This window comes from Clostridium sp. 10cd*, from assembly GCF_044336395.1.
GTDB classification, from domain to species: Bacteria; Bacillota_I; Bacilli_A; order Erysipelotrichales; family Erysipelotrichaceae; genus Clostridium_AQ; species Clostridium_AQ innocuum.
Window position 1 is genome coordinate 3,037,900 of sequence record NZ_CP172347.1, and the last position, 17,864, is coordinate 3,055,763.

Consider the following 17,864-nt stretch of genomic DNA (forward strand, 5'->3'; position numbering starts at 1 on the left):
GCTTTCTATTTGCGGCAGTCTTCCGAAAAAAAAGACCTGATGAACAGGTCCCTATACCATAAACTGCAAAAAATAATCAATTTGTTTTTTCCACCAGTACCAGTCATGGGATACATCATATCCCCAGAAATCGATCCAGACATCAATATGCTTGTCAGCAAATATCGCCTCCATCTGATGCATGCTGTTTTCCATTTCCTGTTCCCAGGCCCCCTGTCCGCAGCATAAGACGATTTCCGAATTGCGATACAGCTCCATATACGGATGATCCTGCGGCATATTCGGCAGATAATCACTCGGTGAATTGCGATAGGTTAGCTCGTCATGATAATCATGAAAGAAATAATCGGCATGATACAAGCCGCTCATTGCCAGCACCCGATTGAATAAATCCGGTCTTCGCAGGAAGAAGTTCAATGCATGAAAGGCTCCCAGACTGCAGCCGCAGGTCATCATATCGTGCGGCTCTTTTCCGCTGTTCGCATAGGTGCTGATTTCCTGAATGCGGGGGATCAGTTCATCGATGATGTAATGATAATAGCGCTCATGCTGCTCCATACGTTCTCTTGGATTTCCGTCGACATTGCTCCATGTTTCATTATCAATGCTGTCACAGCAGAAAAACTGAATTCTGCCGGCATCCACATACTCATGTGCAGCATCAATCATTCCAAAGTTTTCAAAATCATAAAACCGTCCGTTCTGGGCAGGAAATACCAGACAGGGAATGCCTGTGTGTCCATACACCTTAAATTCCATATCCCGATTCAGCTCATGACTCAATTCCTTATAATACTCCACGTTCATAAAGATACCCTCCTTCTTCTTGCGCCATCATCACTTCATTTTTTTTGAGCACTCGCACGCTCCATCTCTTCGCACATTCCATCCGCCCACAGCTGGTAGATATCTGGGTATTCCTTCAGCAATACACATCGATCTGCCCCGCTACGTATGTCCAAAAGCTCCCAATGCCCCTGCCGCTTCCATATCAGCATATGCAGGAAGCCGCAGCTCCACTCATCAGCACACAATTTTGCGCATGCCTCTTGCGCAAACACAGTCAGCTCTTTTTCTTCCTCTTTCGAAATCCGATACTGTTTTCCCCCGGAAAGACGCCCTGCGGCTGTTGCGCGTGAAGCACCTGTATGATCCAGCAAAGCCTCCCATATATAAAGACTTCCCTCCATCTTTGGCACCAGCAGCTGTTGACATCCATACTTCCATGCATCCGCAAGCTTCTTGGCATCCTCGTATGCATACAGCTGTTCCTTCTGTACGTTATACAGTGCGCCATGCTTCTGTGCAAATAACAGCTCCTGTGCCTGCGGAAGAGATAACGCCCGTCTTGCCGGAGTGACTGTACACCACATGCCCGGATCCACGCACGCCGTGTCCCGCTGCCCAGAAATCGCTGAACATTGGAAACCGTACATCCGCTCTCCACATGAAAATTCGTACGCAGCCGTGCATCGAAAAACAGTCATCCTTCCTGAAAGGATTCCATACCGTTTAACCGCCCATAGCGATATGTGAAAAACGCTGCTGCCCGCAATGCTGCATCATAGGATTGATATTGTTGTATTTGTATGTAGTCCTGCAACGCATGCCTGACCTCGATCCGCAATTCCTCATACGGTTCATAACCGATTCCCAGGGTATTGATACCGTTCAGCTTCAATCGATCACAAAAGTTCCAGTTTGTCGCAGGAAATTGCGGGGATAGGATAAGAAAATTCATACATTCCCAGCTTTCTCTTTTGATTATTATACCATATAAAAAGCAATTTTGAAAGACATGTATTTTTTTCTTTCTGAAACAGAATGAAAAGAAGGTCAGCTTTTTTCTGATCTTCCTCCTGCCTCCTGCTGATAAGGTGATACAGAAATCGCATCCGCCTATACACAGGGACTGTCGCAGGCACTCATTGATAACTTCTGTAACAGTCCTGTCATCATAACGGCATATGGTTACTGGTTTCCTGATTTTCCCTCCAGCCTGTAGCCGGTGCCTCTCTCTACAGCCCAGCTGTCTACGTAAATAACCGCCGTCATCATACTGCCCATGCATATTTCTCTGCAGCCCTCAGGAATGGCGGATATGCCTGCTGTACGTATACAGATCAGACACGGTCACCAGCTGATACCCCTGCTCCTGCAGCCTTGGCACCAGCTCCTGCACAGCAGAGGCTGTAGAGGCGTATAAATCATGCATCAGGATAATGTCTCCGTCCTGTACCTGCTTGAGAAGCCGTTCCACCACAACCTTTGCATCACGATCATGCCAATCCCTCGTATCCAGTGACCAGGTGACGATACGTTTTCCCTTTGCACAGTCCATAACCGTTTTATTCTTACTGCCGTAAGGCGGCCGTATGACATCCGGATAGCGATGTGTGATATCATAAATGGATTCCTGCGTCGCAATGATTTCCTCCTCGATGTTTTCCTTTGACAGCGTCGTCAGCTGCTTGTGTGAATACGTATGATTTCCGATTTCATTCCCCTCCAGCACCATGCGCTGCAGAATATCCGGAAAATTATCCGCATTGCTGCCAAGGACAAAGAAGGTCGCATTTGCACCATACTCCTTTAAAGCATCCAAAATCGCAGGTGTATAGCGCTTGCTCGGTCCGTCGTCAAAGGTGAGGGCGATCATTGGTTTATTCGGATCGATATTCTTGATGGGCTCATTGAGAATATCCTCATAGGGGACGATTGTCTGCTGTGCTTCATTCTTTAAATCTACGGCATCCCCGAGGCTGTCATAGCCGCATTCAAACGTGGCCGCCTCATCAAACAGGGTTTTTTGTGGAAAGTAGAATACCATACGGTCCTTTTTCAATACAAAACGGTCGAAGTTATCCTCTACTGCGGAAATATGGGTGCGAAAACGGTCATTATCGCATTCCTTGGGAAAGCGTTTCTGAAAATAGTCAGATGCTTTTGCGGAAAGGAGCTGTATCCTATCCGCGTCAAAAATATCGTATAGATGAAGAAAATCCTGTTTCTTTGTATCGTATACGATCGTTTCCACATACTCCTGCTTCTGATAAATGCATTGATAGATGGCAAGCTTTACCGAAACATATCGATCATCCTTATAAAAGGATTGCCAGGTTATATTGAATTCCGCCTTGCGTTTTTCCTTATACGGCTTCACCGCCTCCAGAAAATGCTTTTGATAGGTATCCACCGTATCCTTGATTTTCTTGTCCAGCTTTGCAATGTCTGTTTTCGGATACATGATGCTTTCCAAATAGGTATCCTTATATTGGATATCCTGCACGGTCGTTCCAATTTCCTGATTCGGATTCTTATTCTCATCCAGCTTCTCACATCTGCAGCCGCAAAGCAGCAGCAGACAAAGGAAAGGGCATACAATACGTCTAACATTCATGAATTATCACCTGCTCCTTCAAGTATATGGAAAAACAGGCGAAAATAATGCATTATTCTGCGAAAAAAATTGTAATTCAGGCGATTTCGTATTATCATTATAGTTGGTCTAAAAGGTGGAATTAAATATGAATGAAAAAGAAAAGATTATAAATATCGCGGTCATTGCCCACGTCGATGCAGGAAAGTCTACTCTGGTAGATGCCTTCCTTCGTCAGAGTGATGTATTTCGCAGCAATGAAGAAGTTGTCGACTGTGTTATGGACAGCAATGATCTGGAACGGGAACGTGGTATCACCATCTATTCCAAAAACTGCAGTGTTATCCATGATGGTGTTAAAATCAATATTGTAGATACTCCGGGCCATGCGGATTTCTCCAGTGAAGTAGAGCGTATCATTAAGACCGTTGATGCCGTTATTCTGCTGGTGGATTCCAGTGAGGGCCCGATGCCGCAGACGCGCTTTGTATTAAGCAAGTCTCTGGAGATGGGGCTTCGCCCGATTCTGTTAATCAACAAGATTGACAAAAAGGACGCCCGTCCACAGGAGGTTGTGGATGAGGTGTATGAGTTGTTTTTGGATTTGAATGCAACGGATGCACAGCTTGACTTCCCGATTTTATACGGTGTGGCCAAGCAGGGAATCGTTCAGTATGATATGGATACACCAAGTGATTCCATTGAACCGCTGTTCAAGACGATTCTGAAGCATTGTGAAGCCTATCCGGATTTGGATGAGGAGCCTTTGCAGATGCAGATCAGTGCGCTGGCCTACGATGAGTATATCGGGCGTCTGGGCATCGGACGTATTTATCAGGGTGTGCTGAATGCACAGCAAAGCGTTGTAATCTGTGATTCGTTTGGACATGAGCGTACCAATACAACCTCACAGGTCTTTGTCTACCGTGGATTGAGCCGTGTTTCTGTAAAAGAAGCGAGAAGCGGTGATATCGTTGTGGTAGCCGGTATTCCGGATATCATGATCGGAGAAACCCTGTGTGAAAAGGATCATGTCATGCCGCTGGAAAGCATTCATGTGGAAGAGCCTACCCTGAGCATGAACTTTATCGTCAACAAATCTCCGTTCGCCGGAAAGAGCGGGAAATATGTAACCTCACGTAATCTGAAGGAGCGTCTGGAAAAGGAGCTGGAGGTCAATGTCGGACTGAAGGTGGAGCCGACAGACAGCGGAGACTGCTTCAAGGTCAGCGGCCGCGGAGAATTACATATCTCTGTTTTGCTGGAGCAGATGCGCCGGGAAGGCTATGAGGTAGCCGTAAGCAAGCCAGAGGTTATTCTGCACAAGGATGAAAACGGAAAGACGGTAGAGCCTGTGGAGGAAGTTGTTGCACTGGCTCCGGAAGAATACAGCGGAACAATCATCAATAAGCTGAACCTGCGAAAGGGCGTCATGGTGGACATGGTGGAAGAAAACGGCTATTGCCGTATCACCTATGAGGCACCGACAAGAGGATTACTCGGATACCGCAGCGAGTTCATCAATGATACACGCGGAGAGGGTACCTTGGTTCGCCGTATCAAGGGATATACGCCTTATAAGGGAGAAATCACACAGCGTGCAAACGGTGCCATGATCTCCACAGAAACCGGAGGAGCTATGACCTATGCCCTTTGGAATCTGCAGGAGCGCGGTTCCCTGTTTATTTCTCCACAGACCGAGGTCTATGAGGGAATGATCATCGGCGAATCCGCTAGAAACGTTGACATGGATGTCAATCCGTTGAAAAACAAAAAGCTGACAGCGATTCGTTCCAGTGGAAATGATGAGGCAATGCGTCTGACGCCGCCAAGAGACATGACGCTGGAGGAAGCTCTGGAATGGATCAATGATGATGAGCTGGTGGAAATCACACCGGACAGCATCCGTCTTCGCAAGAAGGGGCTGAAGCCGCATGAGCGCCGTCAGTATTATCGTGAAAGAGTATCCGATGAAGTAAAATAAACAAACAGAAAACGCCAGCATCTGGCGTTTTTTTATGATGCTTTCTGCGGCTTGCGAATACCGGACGATGCATCCAGCCTTATACAGATCCGAACAGTCTGAAAGAGAAACAGCGCTGCTGAACGCGAATACCACCAGAGGAAAGCTGCACGGTTCTTCCTTGGTCATGGGAAATAAAGCCTGAATCATAGGTATGGACCCCGGCTTACTAGGCTTTTTCTGTGCGTTCACTAATAAGAATAAAATTGGAAGAACCATGGAAACTCTGTTGATGTACCTAAAAAGGCTTTATCATAGGTTGAGGGACGCGAGGGTAGGCTGGATGTAGAGAGCTCAGACTAATCACGCAGGTGTGAATAAGCAGAGAAATGGCTGTTTCTCCCATGAACAAGAAGCTTCCCTCGGGAATCTGCCTGTATGAAAAAAACTGCCGTGAGTATGTTCCTTCGGCAGTAACTGTTACGTACGCTTGTCAAACTTTGTTTTACATTTCGGGCAGGTAATCGTAATTGTACCCCTCCCCTTCGGAACACGCAAACGCTGCTTACAGTTGGGACAGTTGTAATACTTATGTGTCTTGCGATCCTGAAATTCGCGTTTCTTTGTTCTCCATTTATTCTGAATCGGGTAGATCCACCCCATAAATTTCGCATTTTCCTGTGAGCGCTTATATGTATTTCTGCTCAAAATACGAAACCAGCACCATACGATCAGCAGCAGCGCCACATAGCCGATATATGGGATACGGAAAGCAGTGCCCAGAATCGTGATTACAAAATACAGAATCAATAACGCAAAAGACAGCTGATCCACACCGTATCTCCCGCGCATAAAATTCTGAAACCATTTCATATTTCAAAACTCCCTTCGATTGTGACATATTATATCACGTTCCCTTTCCAATTTCCAGCCTGTCGGAATTTTACGACAATATCACACAAAAAGCCCATGTTTTACCAGCTTCCCGCAGGAATTGCACAGCAATCGGAGATTGCGCCTATAGCCCACTGTGTGGAAGATGATATACAGCGTTGTGTAGTGTGAAAAGTAAACAGATGTATAACAACACAGGATATAACCGTCTTTCTCTCAATTGCTTTTTTTTACTGAGGGCTCATAAAAAGCTGACAACAGTAAGACGGAAATTACTGACATATAGTTTATGGAGCGTTTGTGTTGACGGAATGAGAAAAGACTGCTATGATATACTCGACAAAAAACTTCAGGGTCGGGTGAAATTCCCAATCGGCGGTATACCCCGCAAGCCATAAGGCAGAACCGTGTGAAACTCCGGTGGCGACAGTATAGTCTGGATGAAAGAAGTTAAGTTTTTTTCGATATGTCCCTAAAGGTTTTTGTTGAAAACCTTTTTTCTTTTGAAAAAAGGCTGACACAGACAGGAGGAATCGTATATGTCAGCATATGTTTCAACAAAAAGCAGGATGAGTGTACAAACCATCGCCAAAATCAGTATTCTGGGAGCACTGGCCTTTCTGGTCATGATGTTTGAAATCCCCCTTCCCTTTGCGCCTGATTTTTATAAGCTTGGCTTCGATGAGGTTATCGTATTGATTGGAGGATTTGCTCTTGGCCCCTGGGCAGCCGTCTGCATTGAAGCTCTGAAAATCGCATTGAATCTGCTCATCGGAGGAACCATTACGATGGGCGTCGGAGAGCTTACCAACTTTCTGATTGGTCTTTCCTTTGTACTTCCGGCCACAATCATCTATCAAAGGGATAAAACGAGAAAGCATGCCCTGTTCGGTCTGATTGCAGGAACGATCTGTATGACGATACTGGGAGGACTTCTGAATTATTTCGTAATGCTGCCGGCTTATTCCTATTTTATGAACCTGCCACTGGATCGCATTATCGAATTTGGCCATGCAGTAAATCCAAACATTAACGGATTGCTTGCACTGGTGCTGATGGCAACCACCCCATTCAATGTGTTAAAGGGTGTCCTGTGCAGCATTGTTGTCTTCTTATCTTATAAAAAGGTATCCCCGGTTATAAAGAAACAGTAACAAGCATCCGCTCGGTCTGAATTCAGATAAAGCGGATGCTTTTTTTATTATGCAAGCCATACCCTGATGGAAAGCAGCTGCTATCGATTCATGTATCAAGGGATTACTTCATCCTTTCCAACATACCAAAGGCCTACTCCTCATGCTTTTTGATGATCTTTTTGAAGTTGAGCTGGCGCTTCTCACGCACATAGCCCCTTGCTTCATAAAAGGCATGTGCCCCTGTACGTACTCGCCGGAAACAAGACGAATCATACAGACATTCTGATTTTCTGCCCATCGCTCTACCTCCGCAAGCAGCCTGCTTCCAATTCCCTGCTGCTGGTAATCCGGATGTACTGCAATTCCCAAAATATCTATCATTGGCGCTGCATACAGAATATCATAATCCTGTGCATGCACATAGCCGATAAGCTCCCGCTTTCTTTCAGCCACCACAAGGAGATGCTGCGGCATGTGTAACAGACGACGCAGCTGCTTTTGTGTATCTGACAGCGAACAGTCATAGCCTAGCACATCAGCATTCAAACACTGTAATGCAGCCGCATCCTCCTGCCGTGCAGGCCGCAGTTGAATGTGATCCTTCATGATATTTCTCCTTCCCGTTTTTATCATTGCATAGCTTCAATTCCTAAAGAAAATATTCTCAAAGCAATTCTTCAGACCTTTTGTCTGCCTGCGAAATGAAGCAGAGCATCCATAAGCAGCAAGATCAGTATAATCCATCCGGTCCATGCAAAGACACCGGTCATATCCGAGGTCAGCCTGCATAAATTCATCTGCCGTCCGATCCCCATCGGTACCTGCCCCATGATTTCCGACATGACACCCACCTTAAAGGTCAGCGAAATCCCGTTGGATAACGATGCCTGTATAGAGGAAGAAAGCAGCGGCAGATAGACACGGCGCAGCAAATACCAGCGACTCTCCGGATATAGCTGAACGACTCGCTTCAGGTTTTCATCCATATGCTGCAGACCACTGTACAGACTGCTGTATATCGTTGGGAAAATGATGAGAAAGCTGACGATTGCCGCACTGCTCTCCGAGCCGAACCATAATAGGATAACGATGATATAGGAAATATTGGGAACACTGCGGGTCAGCAGCAGGATTGGATAAAACAAATCATGAAAGGCAGGAATGCGGTAGGATAGGAATGCACAACCCCCGGCCATTACAAATGCCGCCAATAGTCCGCCCCATGAGCGAAGCAGCGTCACCAGTGTACTCTGATAAAATGCCGCAGACTGCAGCTGCGCTCCCATCAGCTTCAAAACATCGAGGGGATAGGGAATGATAAAATCATTATCCATCCAGACAGCCAGCAGCCACCAGAGAAGAAACAGCAGAAACGCCGATGACAAAATTCTGGCCTGCCTCATCGCTCATCCTCATCAAACAGTGACAGCTGGCTGTTTTTAGCCGGTACAGGTGCTTTCCTGGTATCCACTGCCGTAAATGTCAGTCGTTCGTTATCTACCTGAAATTCCAGTTCGTCCTGCAGATACAGCGGAATCTGATCCTCGAGCATCAGAATGGGAGTACGATCATGGATATCCTTCATTTGTCTAACGGATTCCCCTGTCACAATCACGAATTCCTTATGCTCATTATAAATTCCTGCCAGATAAAACAGAGGAGCATCCTCGCGCTGGATCAGTATTTTCTGCTTCTGCTTTCCTTCCTTCACCCATTCATAAAATCCGTTGCAGGGAATCAGACATTTCTTAGAAAGCATGGGGCGAAAGGTCTTTTTCTTTTCAATACCTTCACTTCTTGCATTGATCAGCTTACCATACGGTCCCTCAATTCCCCATTTCATCACATCCAGCGAAAACTCATCCTGTCCGTTGACGAGTACCAGTGCCTGATTGCCGGGAAATACTTCCTCTCTGGCAAACTCAAACAGCGCCTGCTGCTCGATTTTATGCTTCAGCCTTGCGAATGCAGGCAGCTCTCGTAATTCAAAAAAATATCTTCCGCACATATGCAAGCCTCCTGTCCTTATGCTTTTTCGTTTCGTTCCTCCAGCAGTCCTTCAAGCTGTGTAATCTCTTTTTTTATCCAATTTTCATTATAGCCCTGTTCCAGGGCTTTCTGATAATGCTCCAGAGCCTGCGCATATTTCTGTTTTTCCGTATACAGCTCCCCAAACGCGGAATGCAGCCAGCCGTCATCCCTTCCCAGCTGACGAGCTTCCAAAAGAAATGATAAGGCCGCATCCAGTTGATTCAGCCGCAGATTACACCACCCCAGCATGGAACAGTTTAACGGATTCTTCGGTTCCAGATCATAGGCCTTTTTAAAGCAGCGAATCGCTTCTTTATAGTCTTCCAGCTGTGTATAATTCCAGCCCAGCTCGCTGAAATTCCAGGCTTCACCTCCGAAGCGCTCAATCCGCTTCTTCAAAACAGCAATGGCTTTCTCCCCCTGAGAGCTTCTTCCCAGATTCCACGCATACAGATCCTGCATTTCCCTGCCTTCCTCTCCATGCTGCAGACAGAACTCACAGGCTGCAATAGCCTTAACATGGTCATGCAGATCACTGTAGCATCGGGCATAATGAAACATCAGCCAAAGATCATCCTTTTTTACTTCACTGGCTCGCTCCAGATATTGAAGCTTTTTTGTCCAGTCCTGCTGCTTATGCGCAATCCAGACCATTTCCTGATAGATCCAATAGGTATCCGTTTCCTTCTGCAATGCCTTTTCAAAGTACTCCAGAGCCGTGTTATACTGCTCATCCGATTCCCTGATACGTTGCAGGGAACGATACACATCTCCCAGCAGCGTTCGCTCGCTTGTATCATCTCTTCCAAGCTCCAAAGCCTTTAAAAGATGCAAAAGTGCCTCCTGCGGTTCATTCTTCTGGAAATAAGCAAATCCAAGCTCAAATTCCCTCCAGTCCTGGTAATGCTCATGTTGAATCTCCTGCAGGATTTGGATCTCCTTATCATATTCCCCACAGGCCTTGTAAAACCTCGCCAGATCAAAGCGTGCATCCTCATCCGGCAGGATACGGTAGCTCCTCACATAGTATTCCTCAGCTGTTTCCTTGTCACCAAGCCCGTAATATGCCTCGGCAGCCTGCGAAAGCAGCCAGACATTTCGTTCATCATCCAGCAAGCCGTTTTCAAAATATGTAATTGCGTCTTTTAGAATGCCCAGCTCCTTATAACACCAGCCAATCTCACCATGCAGCCAGGGCTCATCAAAGCCAAGCTGCAAAGCCTTCAGCAAAGCATCCAGTCCATCCCTGATATTCCCCTGCCGATCCAGTGAAAAGCCCAGCTGAGAATATATCCAACCATCCTCCGGGAAATAAACAAGCCCTTTTCGCAGAAATACCTCCGCCTCCTGATAGCGCTCCATATGATTCAGAATCCATCCCATATTCCCATAATAAAAAGGCTCCTCACTCGCGTACAGCTTGTGCTTCTCCAGCAGTATACGTGCATCGTCCAGCCTGTTTTCCTCGATCAGCTGTGTAAATTCTTCCTTATAATCCATAGTCTGCACCCCTTTGCACCTATTATACTATACTTTCGTACTGAAAAAAAGAAGACCATGCTTCCATGGCCTAAAACAGCTGCAATACAATCCCACTTGTGATTGCTGTCACAAAGAGAATGGCAAAGATGCGCAGGATATCCTTTTTGTTGTCATACATACGAAGCAGCACCAGCAGTCCAAGTCCTGCACTGGTAATCAGTCCGGCGGTTAGTGCCCCAAAGGACAGCACACCGTCCATAAACAGCTGTGCCAGAATCACACTGGCTGCACAATTGGGAATAAATCCTGCCAGAGCCGCAAGCATTGGCTGCAGATAAGAGCCCTGTGCCAATATGGTACGCAGTGTATCCTCCCCAATGTAGTAAATGAAAACAGACAATGCAAAATTTACAGCAAAGACAAAAATAAAGATTTTAATGGTACGAATCATAGCAATATAGACGATGGAATGATGTTCCTCCACACTCTCTTTCTCACACTCCGCATGAATATCATGCAGCGGATGGTTTTCCTTTAACCGGTGTCCGCGTACAAGCAAATCTACAATATATCCAACCAGTACTGCGATAACAAGCTTTACTGCGATAACAGAGAATAGGACATTGATTTGCTTCGGCTGTGCGACCAGAATCGGAATAGCCTCATCACTGGTTGAAATAAAAACAGCCAGTAAGGTTCCAAGTGAAATGGAACGGTTCATATACAAACCGCTTGCCAGCACAGAAAAGCCGCATTGCGGCACAATGCCTAAGATACCACCAATCAGCGGTCCCAGAGCTCTTGCGGATTCCAGCCGCTTCTGGAAACGGTCATTGCTTTTATGTTCCAGGTACTCCATAAGTAGATACGTCAGAAATAAAAACGGTATCATTGGTAACGCATCATGGAATACATCCTGTAGTACATCCTGCATAAAACTCCTCCTTCACATACTAGAGAATTTTACCATTCTTTCGAATTTTATACCAGCAAAACAATCATTCGTCAACGATTAAAAAAGACCCATCAAAAGATGAGTCAGATTACCTGGCAGCGTGCTATCTTCACTGGAGCCAGTCCAGATATTGTCGCCGCTGATATGCTTAACTTCTGTGTTCGGGATGAGAACAGGTGTGTCCACATCGCTATCGCCACCAGATCACTTTGAGGTCCATACCACTCCGGGTATGCTTCGCTATCCCTCAAAACTGAATAACAGTTGACAGTTTCTTTTTGTACCATCTGGTACGTGTGATTAAGTCCTCGACCTATTAGTATCAGTCAACTCCATGTATCGCTACACTTCCATCTCTGACCTATCCACCTCGTCGTCTTCAAGGGGTCTTACTTCGTTATACGAATGGGAGATCTCATCTTGGAGTAGGCTTCGCGCTTAGATGCTTTCAGCGCTTATCCCTTCCCTACTTAGCTACCCAGCTATGCTCCTGGCGGAACAACTGGTGCACCAGCGGTAGGTCCATCCCGGTCCTCTCGTACTAAGGACAGCTCTCCTCAGATCTCCAACGCCCACAACAGATAGGGACCGAACTGTCTCACGACGTTCTGAACCCAGCTCGCGTACCGCTTTAATGGGCGGACAGCCCAACCCTTGGAACCGAATTCAGCTCCAGGATGCGATGAGCCGACATCGAGGTGCCAAACCTCGCCGTCGATGTGAACTCTTGGGCGAGATCAGCCTGTTATCCCCAGGGTAGCTTTTATCCGTTGAGCGACGGCCCTTCCATTCGGCACCGCCGGATCACTAATCCCGACTTTCGTCCCTGTTCGACTTGTTTGTCTCACAGTCAAGCACGCTTCTGCATTTGCACTCGTCGATTGATTTCCATCCAATCTGAGCGTACCTTTGGGCGCCTCCGTTACTCTTTAGGAGGCGACCGCCCCAGTCAAACTGCCCACCTGACACGGTCCCTCACCCAGTTCATGGGTGCAGGTTAGAACTTCAATCAAACAAGAGTGGTATCCCAACAGCGGCTCCTCGTATACTGGCGTACACGTCTCTTCGCCTCCCACCTATCCTGTACATCTTTGATCAAAATTCAATATCAGGCTACAGTAAAGCTCCATGGGGTCTTTCCGTCTAGTTGCGGGTAACCTGCATTTTCACAGGTACTAAGATTTCACCGAGTCTGCTGCCGAGACAGCGCCCAAATCGTTACGCCTTTCGTGCGGGTCAGAACTTACCTGACAAGGAATTTCGCTACCTTAGGACCGTTATAGTTACGGCCGCCGTTCACTGGGGCTTCAATTCATTGCTTCTCCTTGCGGATGACAAATCCTCTTAACCTTCCAGCACCGGGCAGGCGTCACCCCCTATACTTCGTCTTGCGACTTTGCAGAGAGCTGTGTTTTAGTTAAACAGTCGCTTGGGCCTCTTCACTGCGGCTCTCTTTTACAAGAGCACTCCTTATCGCTAACTTACGGAGTCATTTTGCCGAGTTCCTTGGCAACAGTTCTCTCGCTCACCTCAGGATTCTCTCCTTGCCCACCTGTGTCGGTTTTGGTACGGGCCGCTATGGAATTATCACTAGAAACTTTTCTTGGAAGCTGGCATCATGTGCTTCAGTACTTGTCCGAGGACGTTCCCTTACCTGTCACATCTTACATCCCGCTGACGCATTTCACTGTCAGCCTGCTATATGCTTCGACCACAATCCGTTCAGTGGCTCACACTAGCCTTCTCCGTCATTCCTTCATTTCCATCGCGGGTACAGGAATATCTGCCTGTTTTCCATCCACTACGCCTTTCGGCCTCGCGTTAGGTCCCGACTTACCCAGGGCGGACGAACCTTCCCCTGGAATCCTTGGGCTATCGGTGTGTAGGATTCTCACCTACATCTCGCTACTCACACCGGCATTCTCTCTTCCATGCTCTCCACCGCTCCTTACGGTACGGCTTCTACGTGCATGCAACGCTCCCCTACCACTCAACTCTGAAGTTGAATCCGCAGCTTCGGTAGTATGCTTAGCCCCGGTACATTTTCGGCGCAGGGTCACTCGACTAGTGAGCTGTTACGCACTCTTTGAAGGATGGCTGCTTCTGAGCCAACCTCCTAGTTGTCTGTGCATCCCCACATCCTTTTCCACTTAGCATACATTTTGGGACCTTAACTGACGGTCTGGGCTGTTTCCCTTTTGACCATGGACCTTATCACCCACAGTCTGACTGCCGAGTACGTCATCATGGCATTCGGAGTTTGATTATACTCAGTACCCCGGGATGGGGCCATCGTACATTCAGTGCTCTACCTCCATGCGACTCTGCCTCGACGCTAGCCCTAAAGCTATTTCGGGGAGAACCAGCTATATCCGTGTTCGATTGGAATTTCTCCCCTAGCCACAACTCATCCGCCAACTTTTCAACGGGGGTCGGTTCGGTCCTCCATTCAGTTTCACCTGAACTTCAACCTGGTCATGGCTAGATCACACGGTTTCGGGTCTACATCATCGTACTGTCGCCCTATTAAGACTCGCTTTCGCTTCGGCTCCGTATCTTCTACTTAACCTCGCACGATAACGTAACTCGCCGGTTCATTCTACAAAAGGCACGCCATCACCCTTTAACGGGCTCTGACTTCTTGTAAGCATACGGTTTCAGGTTCTATTTCACTCCGCTCCCGCGGTTCTTTTCACCTTTCCCTCACGGTACTGGTCCACTATCGGTCACTTGGGTATATTTAGCCTTGACGGATGGTCCCGCCTGCTTCCGACAAGATTTCTCGTGTCTCGCCGTACTCAGGATACCACTAGGCTTCACATTGCTTTCAGTTACGGGACTTGCACCCTCTCCGGTCGGCCTTTCAATGCCGTTCTCTTAGCCATGCTCTTGCCATTTCGTGGTCCTACAACCCCAGATCAAGATCTGGTTTGGGCTCCTCCGCGTTCGCTCGCCGCTACTTACGGAATCATTCTTATTTTCTTTTCCTCCGGATACTTAGATGTTTCAGTTCTCCGGGTACCTCCCTCATGAGCTATGTATTCACTCATGGGTGACAGCTCATTACTGCTGCCGGGTTTCCCCATTCGGATATCGACGGATCTTTGTGTACGTACCACTCCCCGTCGCGTTTCGCCGTTTGTTGCGTCCTTCTTCAGTTCCAAGTGCCTAGGCATCCACCGTACGCCCTTATTCACTTAATCACGATTAAGTTTTAAAGCGTTCATTTCTTTGCTTAGGTTTTTGCTTGAGTTTCTGTTTTTGTTTAACTATCTACTCGTGAATATCTATGTTGTTTACAACTTTCGTTATAGACCTTCATATGTCTTCTGTTATTCAGTTTTCAAAGATCGACTTCTTTTCGTTTGGAAGATCAGTCTTCCAAAACTGAACAGGAAATGTTCGATAACTCTTTACTTCTTTTGTACTTTCTCCTTAGAAAGGAGGTGATCCATCCCCACGTTCCCGTAGGGATACCTTGTTACGACTTAACCCCAGTCATCGGTCCTACCTTCGACGGCTCACTCCTTACGGTTATGCCACCGGCTTCGGGTATTACTGACTCCCATGGTTTGACGGGCGGTGTGTACAAGGCCCGAGAACGTATTCACCGCAGCATGCTGATCTGCGATTACTAGCGATTCCGACTTCATGAAGTCGAGTTGCAGACTTCAATCCGAACTGAGACGACCTTTATGAGATTCGCTTCACATCACTGTGTCGCTGCTCTTTGTGGTCGCCATTGTAGTACGTGTGTAGCCCAGGCCATAAGGGGCATGATGATTTGACGTCATCCCCACCTTCCTCCGGTTTGTCACCGGCAGTCTCGCATGAGTCCCCAACTTGATGCTGGTAACATGCGACAAGGGTTGCGCTCGTTGCGGGACTTAACCCAACATCTCACGACACGAGCTGACGACAACCATGCACCACCTGTGTGATCCATAATTATCCCCCTATCTCTAGGGTATTTGTTTCCATGTCAAGGCCTGGTAAGGTTCTTCGCGTTGCTTCGAATTAAACCACATACTCCACCGCTTGTGCGGGCCCCCGTCAATTCCTTTGAGTTTCACACTTGCGTGCATACTCCCCAGGCGGAGAACTTATTGCGTTAACTGCAGCACTGAATTCCTCCAACACTTAGTTCTCATCGTTTACGGCGTGGACTACTAGGGTATCTAATCCTATTTGCTCCCCACGCTTTCGTGCCTCAGTGTCAGTTACAGACCAGGCGACCGCCTTCGCCACTGGTGTTCCTCCATATATCTACGCATTTTACCGCTACACATGGAATTCCATCGCCCTCTTCTGCACTCCAGCATACCAGTTTCCATAGCTTACAATGGTTGAGCCATTGCCTTTTACTACAGACTTAGTACGCCACCTACGCACCCTTTACGCCCAATGATTCCGGATAACGCTTGCCACCTACGTATTACCGCGGCTGCTGGCACGTAGTTAGCCGTGGCTTTCTGGTAAGCTACCGTCACTCCCATAGCATTTCCTCTATGAGCCGTTCTTCACTTACAACAGAGCTTTACGATCCGAAGACCTTCTTCACTCACGCGGCATTGCTCGTTCAGGGTTTCCCCCATTGACGAAAATTCCCTACTGCTGCCTCCCGTAGGAGTTTGGGCCGTGTCTCAGTCCCAATGTGGCCGTTTACCCTCTCAGGCCGGCTACGCATCATCGCCTTGGTGGGCCGTTACCTCACCAACTAGCTAATGCGCCGCAGGTCCATCCATGTTCACGCCTTGATGGGCGCTTTAATATACTGAGCATGCGCTCTGTATACCTATCCGGTTTTAGCTACCGTTTCCAGCAGTTATCCCGGACACATGGGCAGGTTACCTACGTGTTACTCACCCGTTCGCCACTAAGTCTCTTTGGAAGCAAGCTTCCTCGAAACTTCGTTCGACTTGCATGTATTAGGCATGCCGCCAGCGTTCATCCTGAGCCAGGATCAAACTCTCCATTTGATTTAGCTCTAACGCATGACTTGCGTTTGAATTTCATTTTAGTTATCGTTATACCGAGAATATTGTTTTCTCAAATAATTGACGTTTCCTGTTCAGTTTTCAAAGACCGAAATTTCTATTTCGTGCGCCCTTGTTTCTCATCAGCGCTCGTATATAATACAACGAATCATACCCTGTGTCAACGATAAAATTCACTTTTTTCATCTTTTTTTTAACATTATCAATCGTAAACGGTTACATCCTTTGTTTACAGCTGTTTCTCTATTCTATAGGAGCTTTTCCATCTCCGTTTATAAAATAAAATGCGATGAAAGGTAATAAAAAGCTGTGACAACCTGCCTGAAGACAGTCTGTCACAGCTCTTTTAGTTGCTTCCATTTTGTAAAGCTCTTATGCTTCCTCGCGAACCCTGCCGCAGATCGGATAGTTTGCACAGCTTGGATTACATGCCTGCTGTGCGGTAAGCCGCAGCTTCGCCGGAACAAGTGCCGTGATTTCATCATCGTCATATCCGACAACGAAGCTCTTCTCATTGATCATAATCGGACGCTTCAGAATGGATGGATTTTTCTGTATTATATCCACCAGCTCCTTGATAGAGATATCATCCAAATCTCTATGCAGCTCCTGAAACGCCTTGGAACGCGTGGATATGATATCCTCTGTACCATTCTCTGTTCTCTGCAAAAGGTATTTGATTTCATCCTCCTTCAGCAGTGTTGTAAAAATATTCTTTTCAATGTATTTCATATCATTGTCTTTTAACCATTGTTTCGCTTTTCTACAGCTAGCACACCCAGGCGAAGTATATAAAATAATCATCTTCTCTGCCTCCTTCACATATATCTATTATAATTCATTGTATTTTAATAGGAAAGCAATTTTTGCAGATTTTGCTTTTTTCCTTGTTTTTCATATTTGATAATAGTATGATAATAAGGAATCAGAAATGCAGAGATGAAGATATAGTAGTTTTACGGCAGTTCCTCAACAGAGAGCTGATATATGGTGCAAGTCAGCAGGAGCCTGTAAAATGAATTGGGTC

General features: G+C 46.8%; 13 protein-coding genes, 3 rRNA genes and 1 riboswitch. Of the genes, 2 read left to right on the forward strand and 14 right to left on the reverse strand.

What is annotated here, in order from left to right; all coding sequences use genetic code 11:
* Window positions 1-51: 51 nt before the first annotated feature.
* From ACG3M1_RS15040 to ACG3M1_RS15055, 4 genes are all read right to left on the reverse strand, one after another.
* Entirely contained in the window at window positions 52-807 is a 756-nt protein-coding gene (locus tag ACG3M1_RS15040) for an esterase family protein (protein WP_009271071.1), read from the reverse strand.
* A gap of 35 nt (window positions 808-842) precedes the next feature.
* Complete coding sequence (locus ACG3M1_RS15045) at window positions 843-1,436, reverse strand: hypothetical protein (protein ID WP_008817655.1); 594 nt, start codon at window positions 1,434-1,436, stop codon at window positions 843-845.
* 47 nt (window positions 1,437-1,483) lie between these two features.
* Window positions 1,484-1,741: a hypothetical protein gene (locus tag ACG3M1_RS15050; protein ID WP_008817656.1), complete on the reverse strand. Its 258-nt coding sequence runs from the start codon at window positions 1,739-1,741 to the stop codon at window positions 1,484-1,486.
* Window positions 1,742-2,086: 345 nt separating this feature from the next.
* Complete coding sequence (locus tag ACG3M1_RS15055) at window positions 2,087-3,400, reverse strand: polysaccharide deacetylase family protein (RefSeq protein ID WP_008817657.1); 1,314 nt, start codon at window positions 3,398-3,400, stop codon at window positions 2,087-2,089.
* A 127-nt stretch (window positions 3,401-3,527) separates the two neighbouring features.
* Here ACG3M1_RS15055 and typA point away from each other — a divergent pair, with 127 nt between their 5' ends.
* On the forward strand, window positions 3,528-5,363 hold the full coding sequence (gene typA / locus ACG3M1_RS15060; protein WP_008817658.1) for a translational GTPase TypA: 1,836 nt from the start codon (window positions 3,528-3,530) through the stop codon (window positions 5,361-5,363).
* Between the two features lie 459 nt (window positions 5,364-5,822).
* Here typA and ACG3M1_RS15065 read toward each other — a convergent pair whose 3' ends face one another.
* Window positions 5,823-6,215 (reverse strand): hypothetical protein, encoded by a 393-nt coding sequence (locus ACG3M1_RS15065; RefSeq protein WP_002610044.1) that lies wholly within the window; start codon window positions 6,213-6,215, stop codon window positions 5,823-5,825.
* A gap of 362 nt (window positions 6,216-6,577) precedes the next feature.
* Window positions 6,578-6,692: riboswitch (FMN riboswitch) on the forward strand.
* A gap of 83 nt (window positions 6,693-6,775) precedes the next feature.
* Between ACG3M1_RS15065 and ACG3M1_RS15070 the strand changes: the two genes are divergently transcribed.
* Window positions 6,776-7,390 carry an ECF transporter S component gene (locus tag ACG3M1_RS15070; RefSeq protein ID WP_009271074.1) on the forward strand — a complete coding sequence of 205 codons (615 nt, stop codon included), beginning with the start codon at window positions 6,776-6,778 and terminating at the stop codon, window positions 7,388-7,390.
* A gap of 108 nt (window positions 7,391-7,498) precedes the next feature.
* Here ACG3M1_RS15070 and ACG3M1_RS15075 read toward each other — a convergent pair whose 3' ends face one another.
* The 9 genes from ACG3M1_RS15075 to spx form a co-directional block, all read right to left on the reverse strand.
* A complete protein-coding gene (locus ACG3M1_RS15075) occupies window positions 7,499-7,978 on the reverse strand; it encodes a GNAT family N-acetyltransferase (RefSeq protein ID WP_008817660.1) in 480 nt (159 codons plus the stop codon).
* A 71-nt stretch (window positions 7,979-8,049) separates the two neighbouring features.
* Entirely contained in the window at window positions 8,050-8,775 is a 726-nt protein-coding gene (locus ACG3M1_RS15080; protein ID WP_008817661.1) for an ABC transporter permease, read from the reverse strand.
* Window positions 8,772-9,380 carry an SOS response-associated peptidase family protein gene (locus ACG3M1_RS15085; protein WP_008817662.1) on the reverse strand — a complete coding sequence of 203 codons (609 nt, stop codon included), beginning with the start codon at window positions 9,378-9,380 and terminating at the stop codon, window positions 8,772-8,774. The genes ACG3M1_RS15080 and ACG3M1_RS15085 overlap by 4 nt, the downstream gene beginning before the upstream one ends.
* 17 nt (window positions 9,381-9,397) lie before the next feature.
* Window positions 9,398-10,903 carry a tetratricopeptide repeat protein gene (locus ACG3M1_RS15090; RefSeq protein ID WP_008817663.1) on the reverse strand — a complete coding sequence of 502 codons (1,506 nt, stop codon included), beginning with the start codon at window positions 10,901-10,903 and terminating at the stop codon, window positions 9,398-9,400.
* Between the two features lie 70 nt (window positions 10,904-10,973).
* Complete coding sequence (locus ACG3M1_RS15095) at window positions 10,974-11,819, reverse strand: putative manganese transporter (RefSeq protein WP_008817664.1); 846 nt, start codon at window positions 11,817-11,819, stop codon at window positions 10,974-10,976.
* A 111-nt stretch (window positions 11,820-11,930) separates the two neighbouring features.
* A 5S ribosomal RNA gene (gene rrf / locus ACG3M1_RS15100) occupies window positions 11,931-12,044 on the reverse strand.
* Window positions 12,045-12,136: 92 nt separating this feature from the next.
* Window positions 12,137-15,043, reverse strand: a 23S ribosomal RNA gene (locus ACG3M1_RS15105).
* Window positions 15,044-15,279: 236 nt separating this feature from the next.
* A 16S ribosomal RNA gene (locus ACG3M1_RS15110) occupies window positions 15,280-16,819 on the reverse strand.
* The 16S, 23S and 5S rRNA genes sit together here, the layout of an rRNA operon.
* Window positions 16,820-17,209: 390 nt before the next feature.
* Window positions 17,210-17,641 (reverse strand): transcriptional regulator Spx, encoded by a 432-nt coding sequence (gene spx, locus ACG3M1_RS15115; RefSeq protein WP_002610030.1) that lies wholly within the window; start codon window positions 17,639-17,641, stop codon window positions 17,210-17,212.
* Window positions 17,642-17,864: the final 223 nt, after the last annotated feature.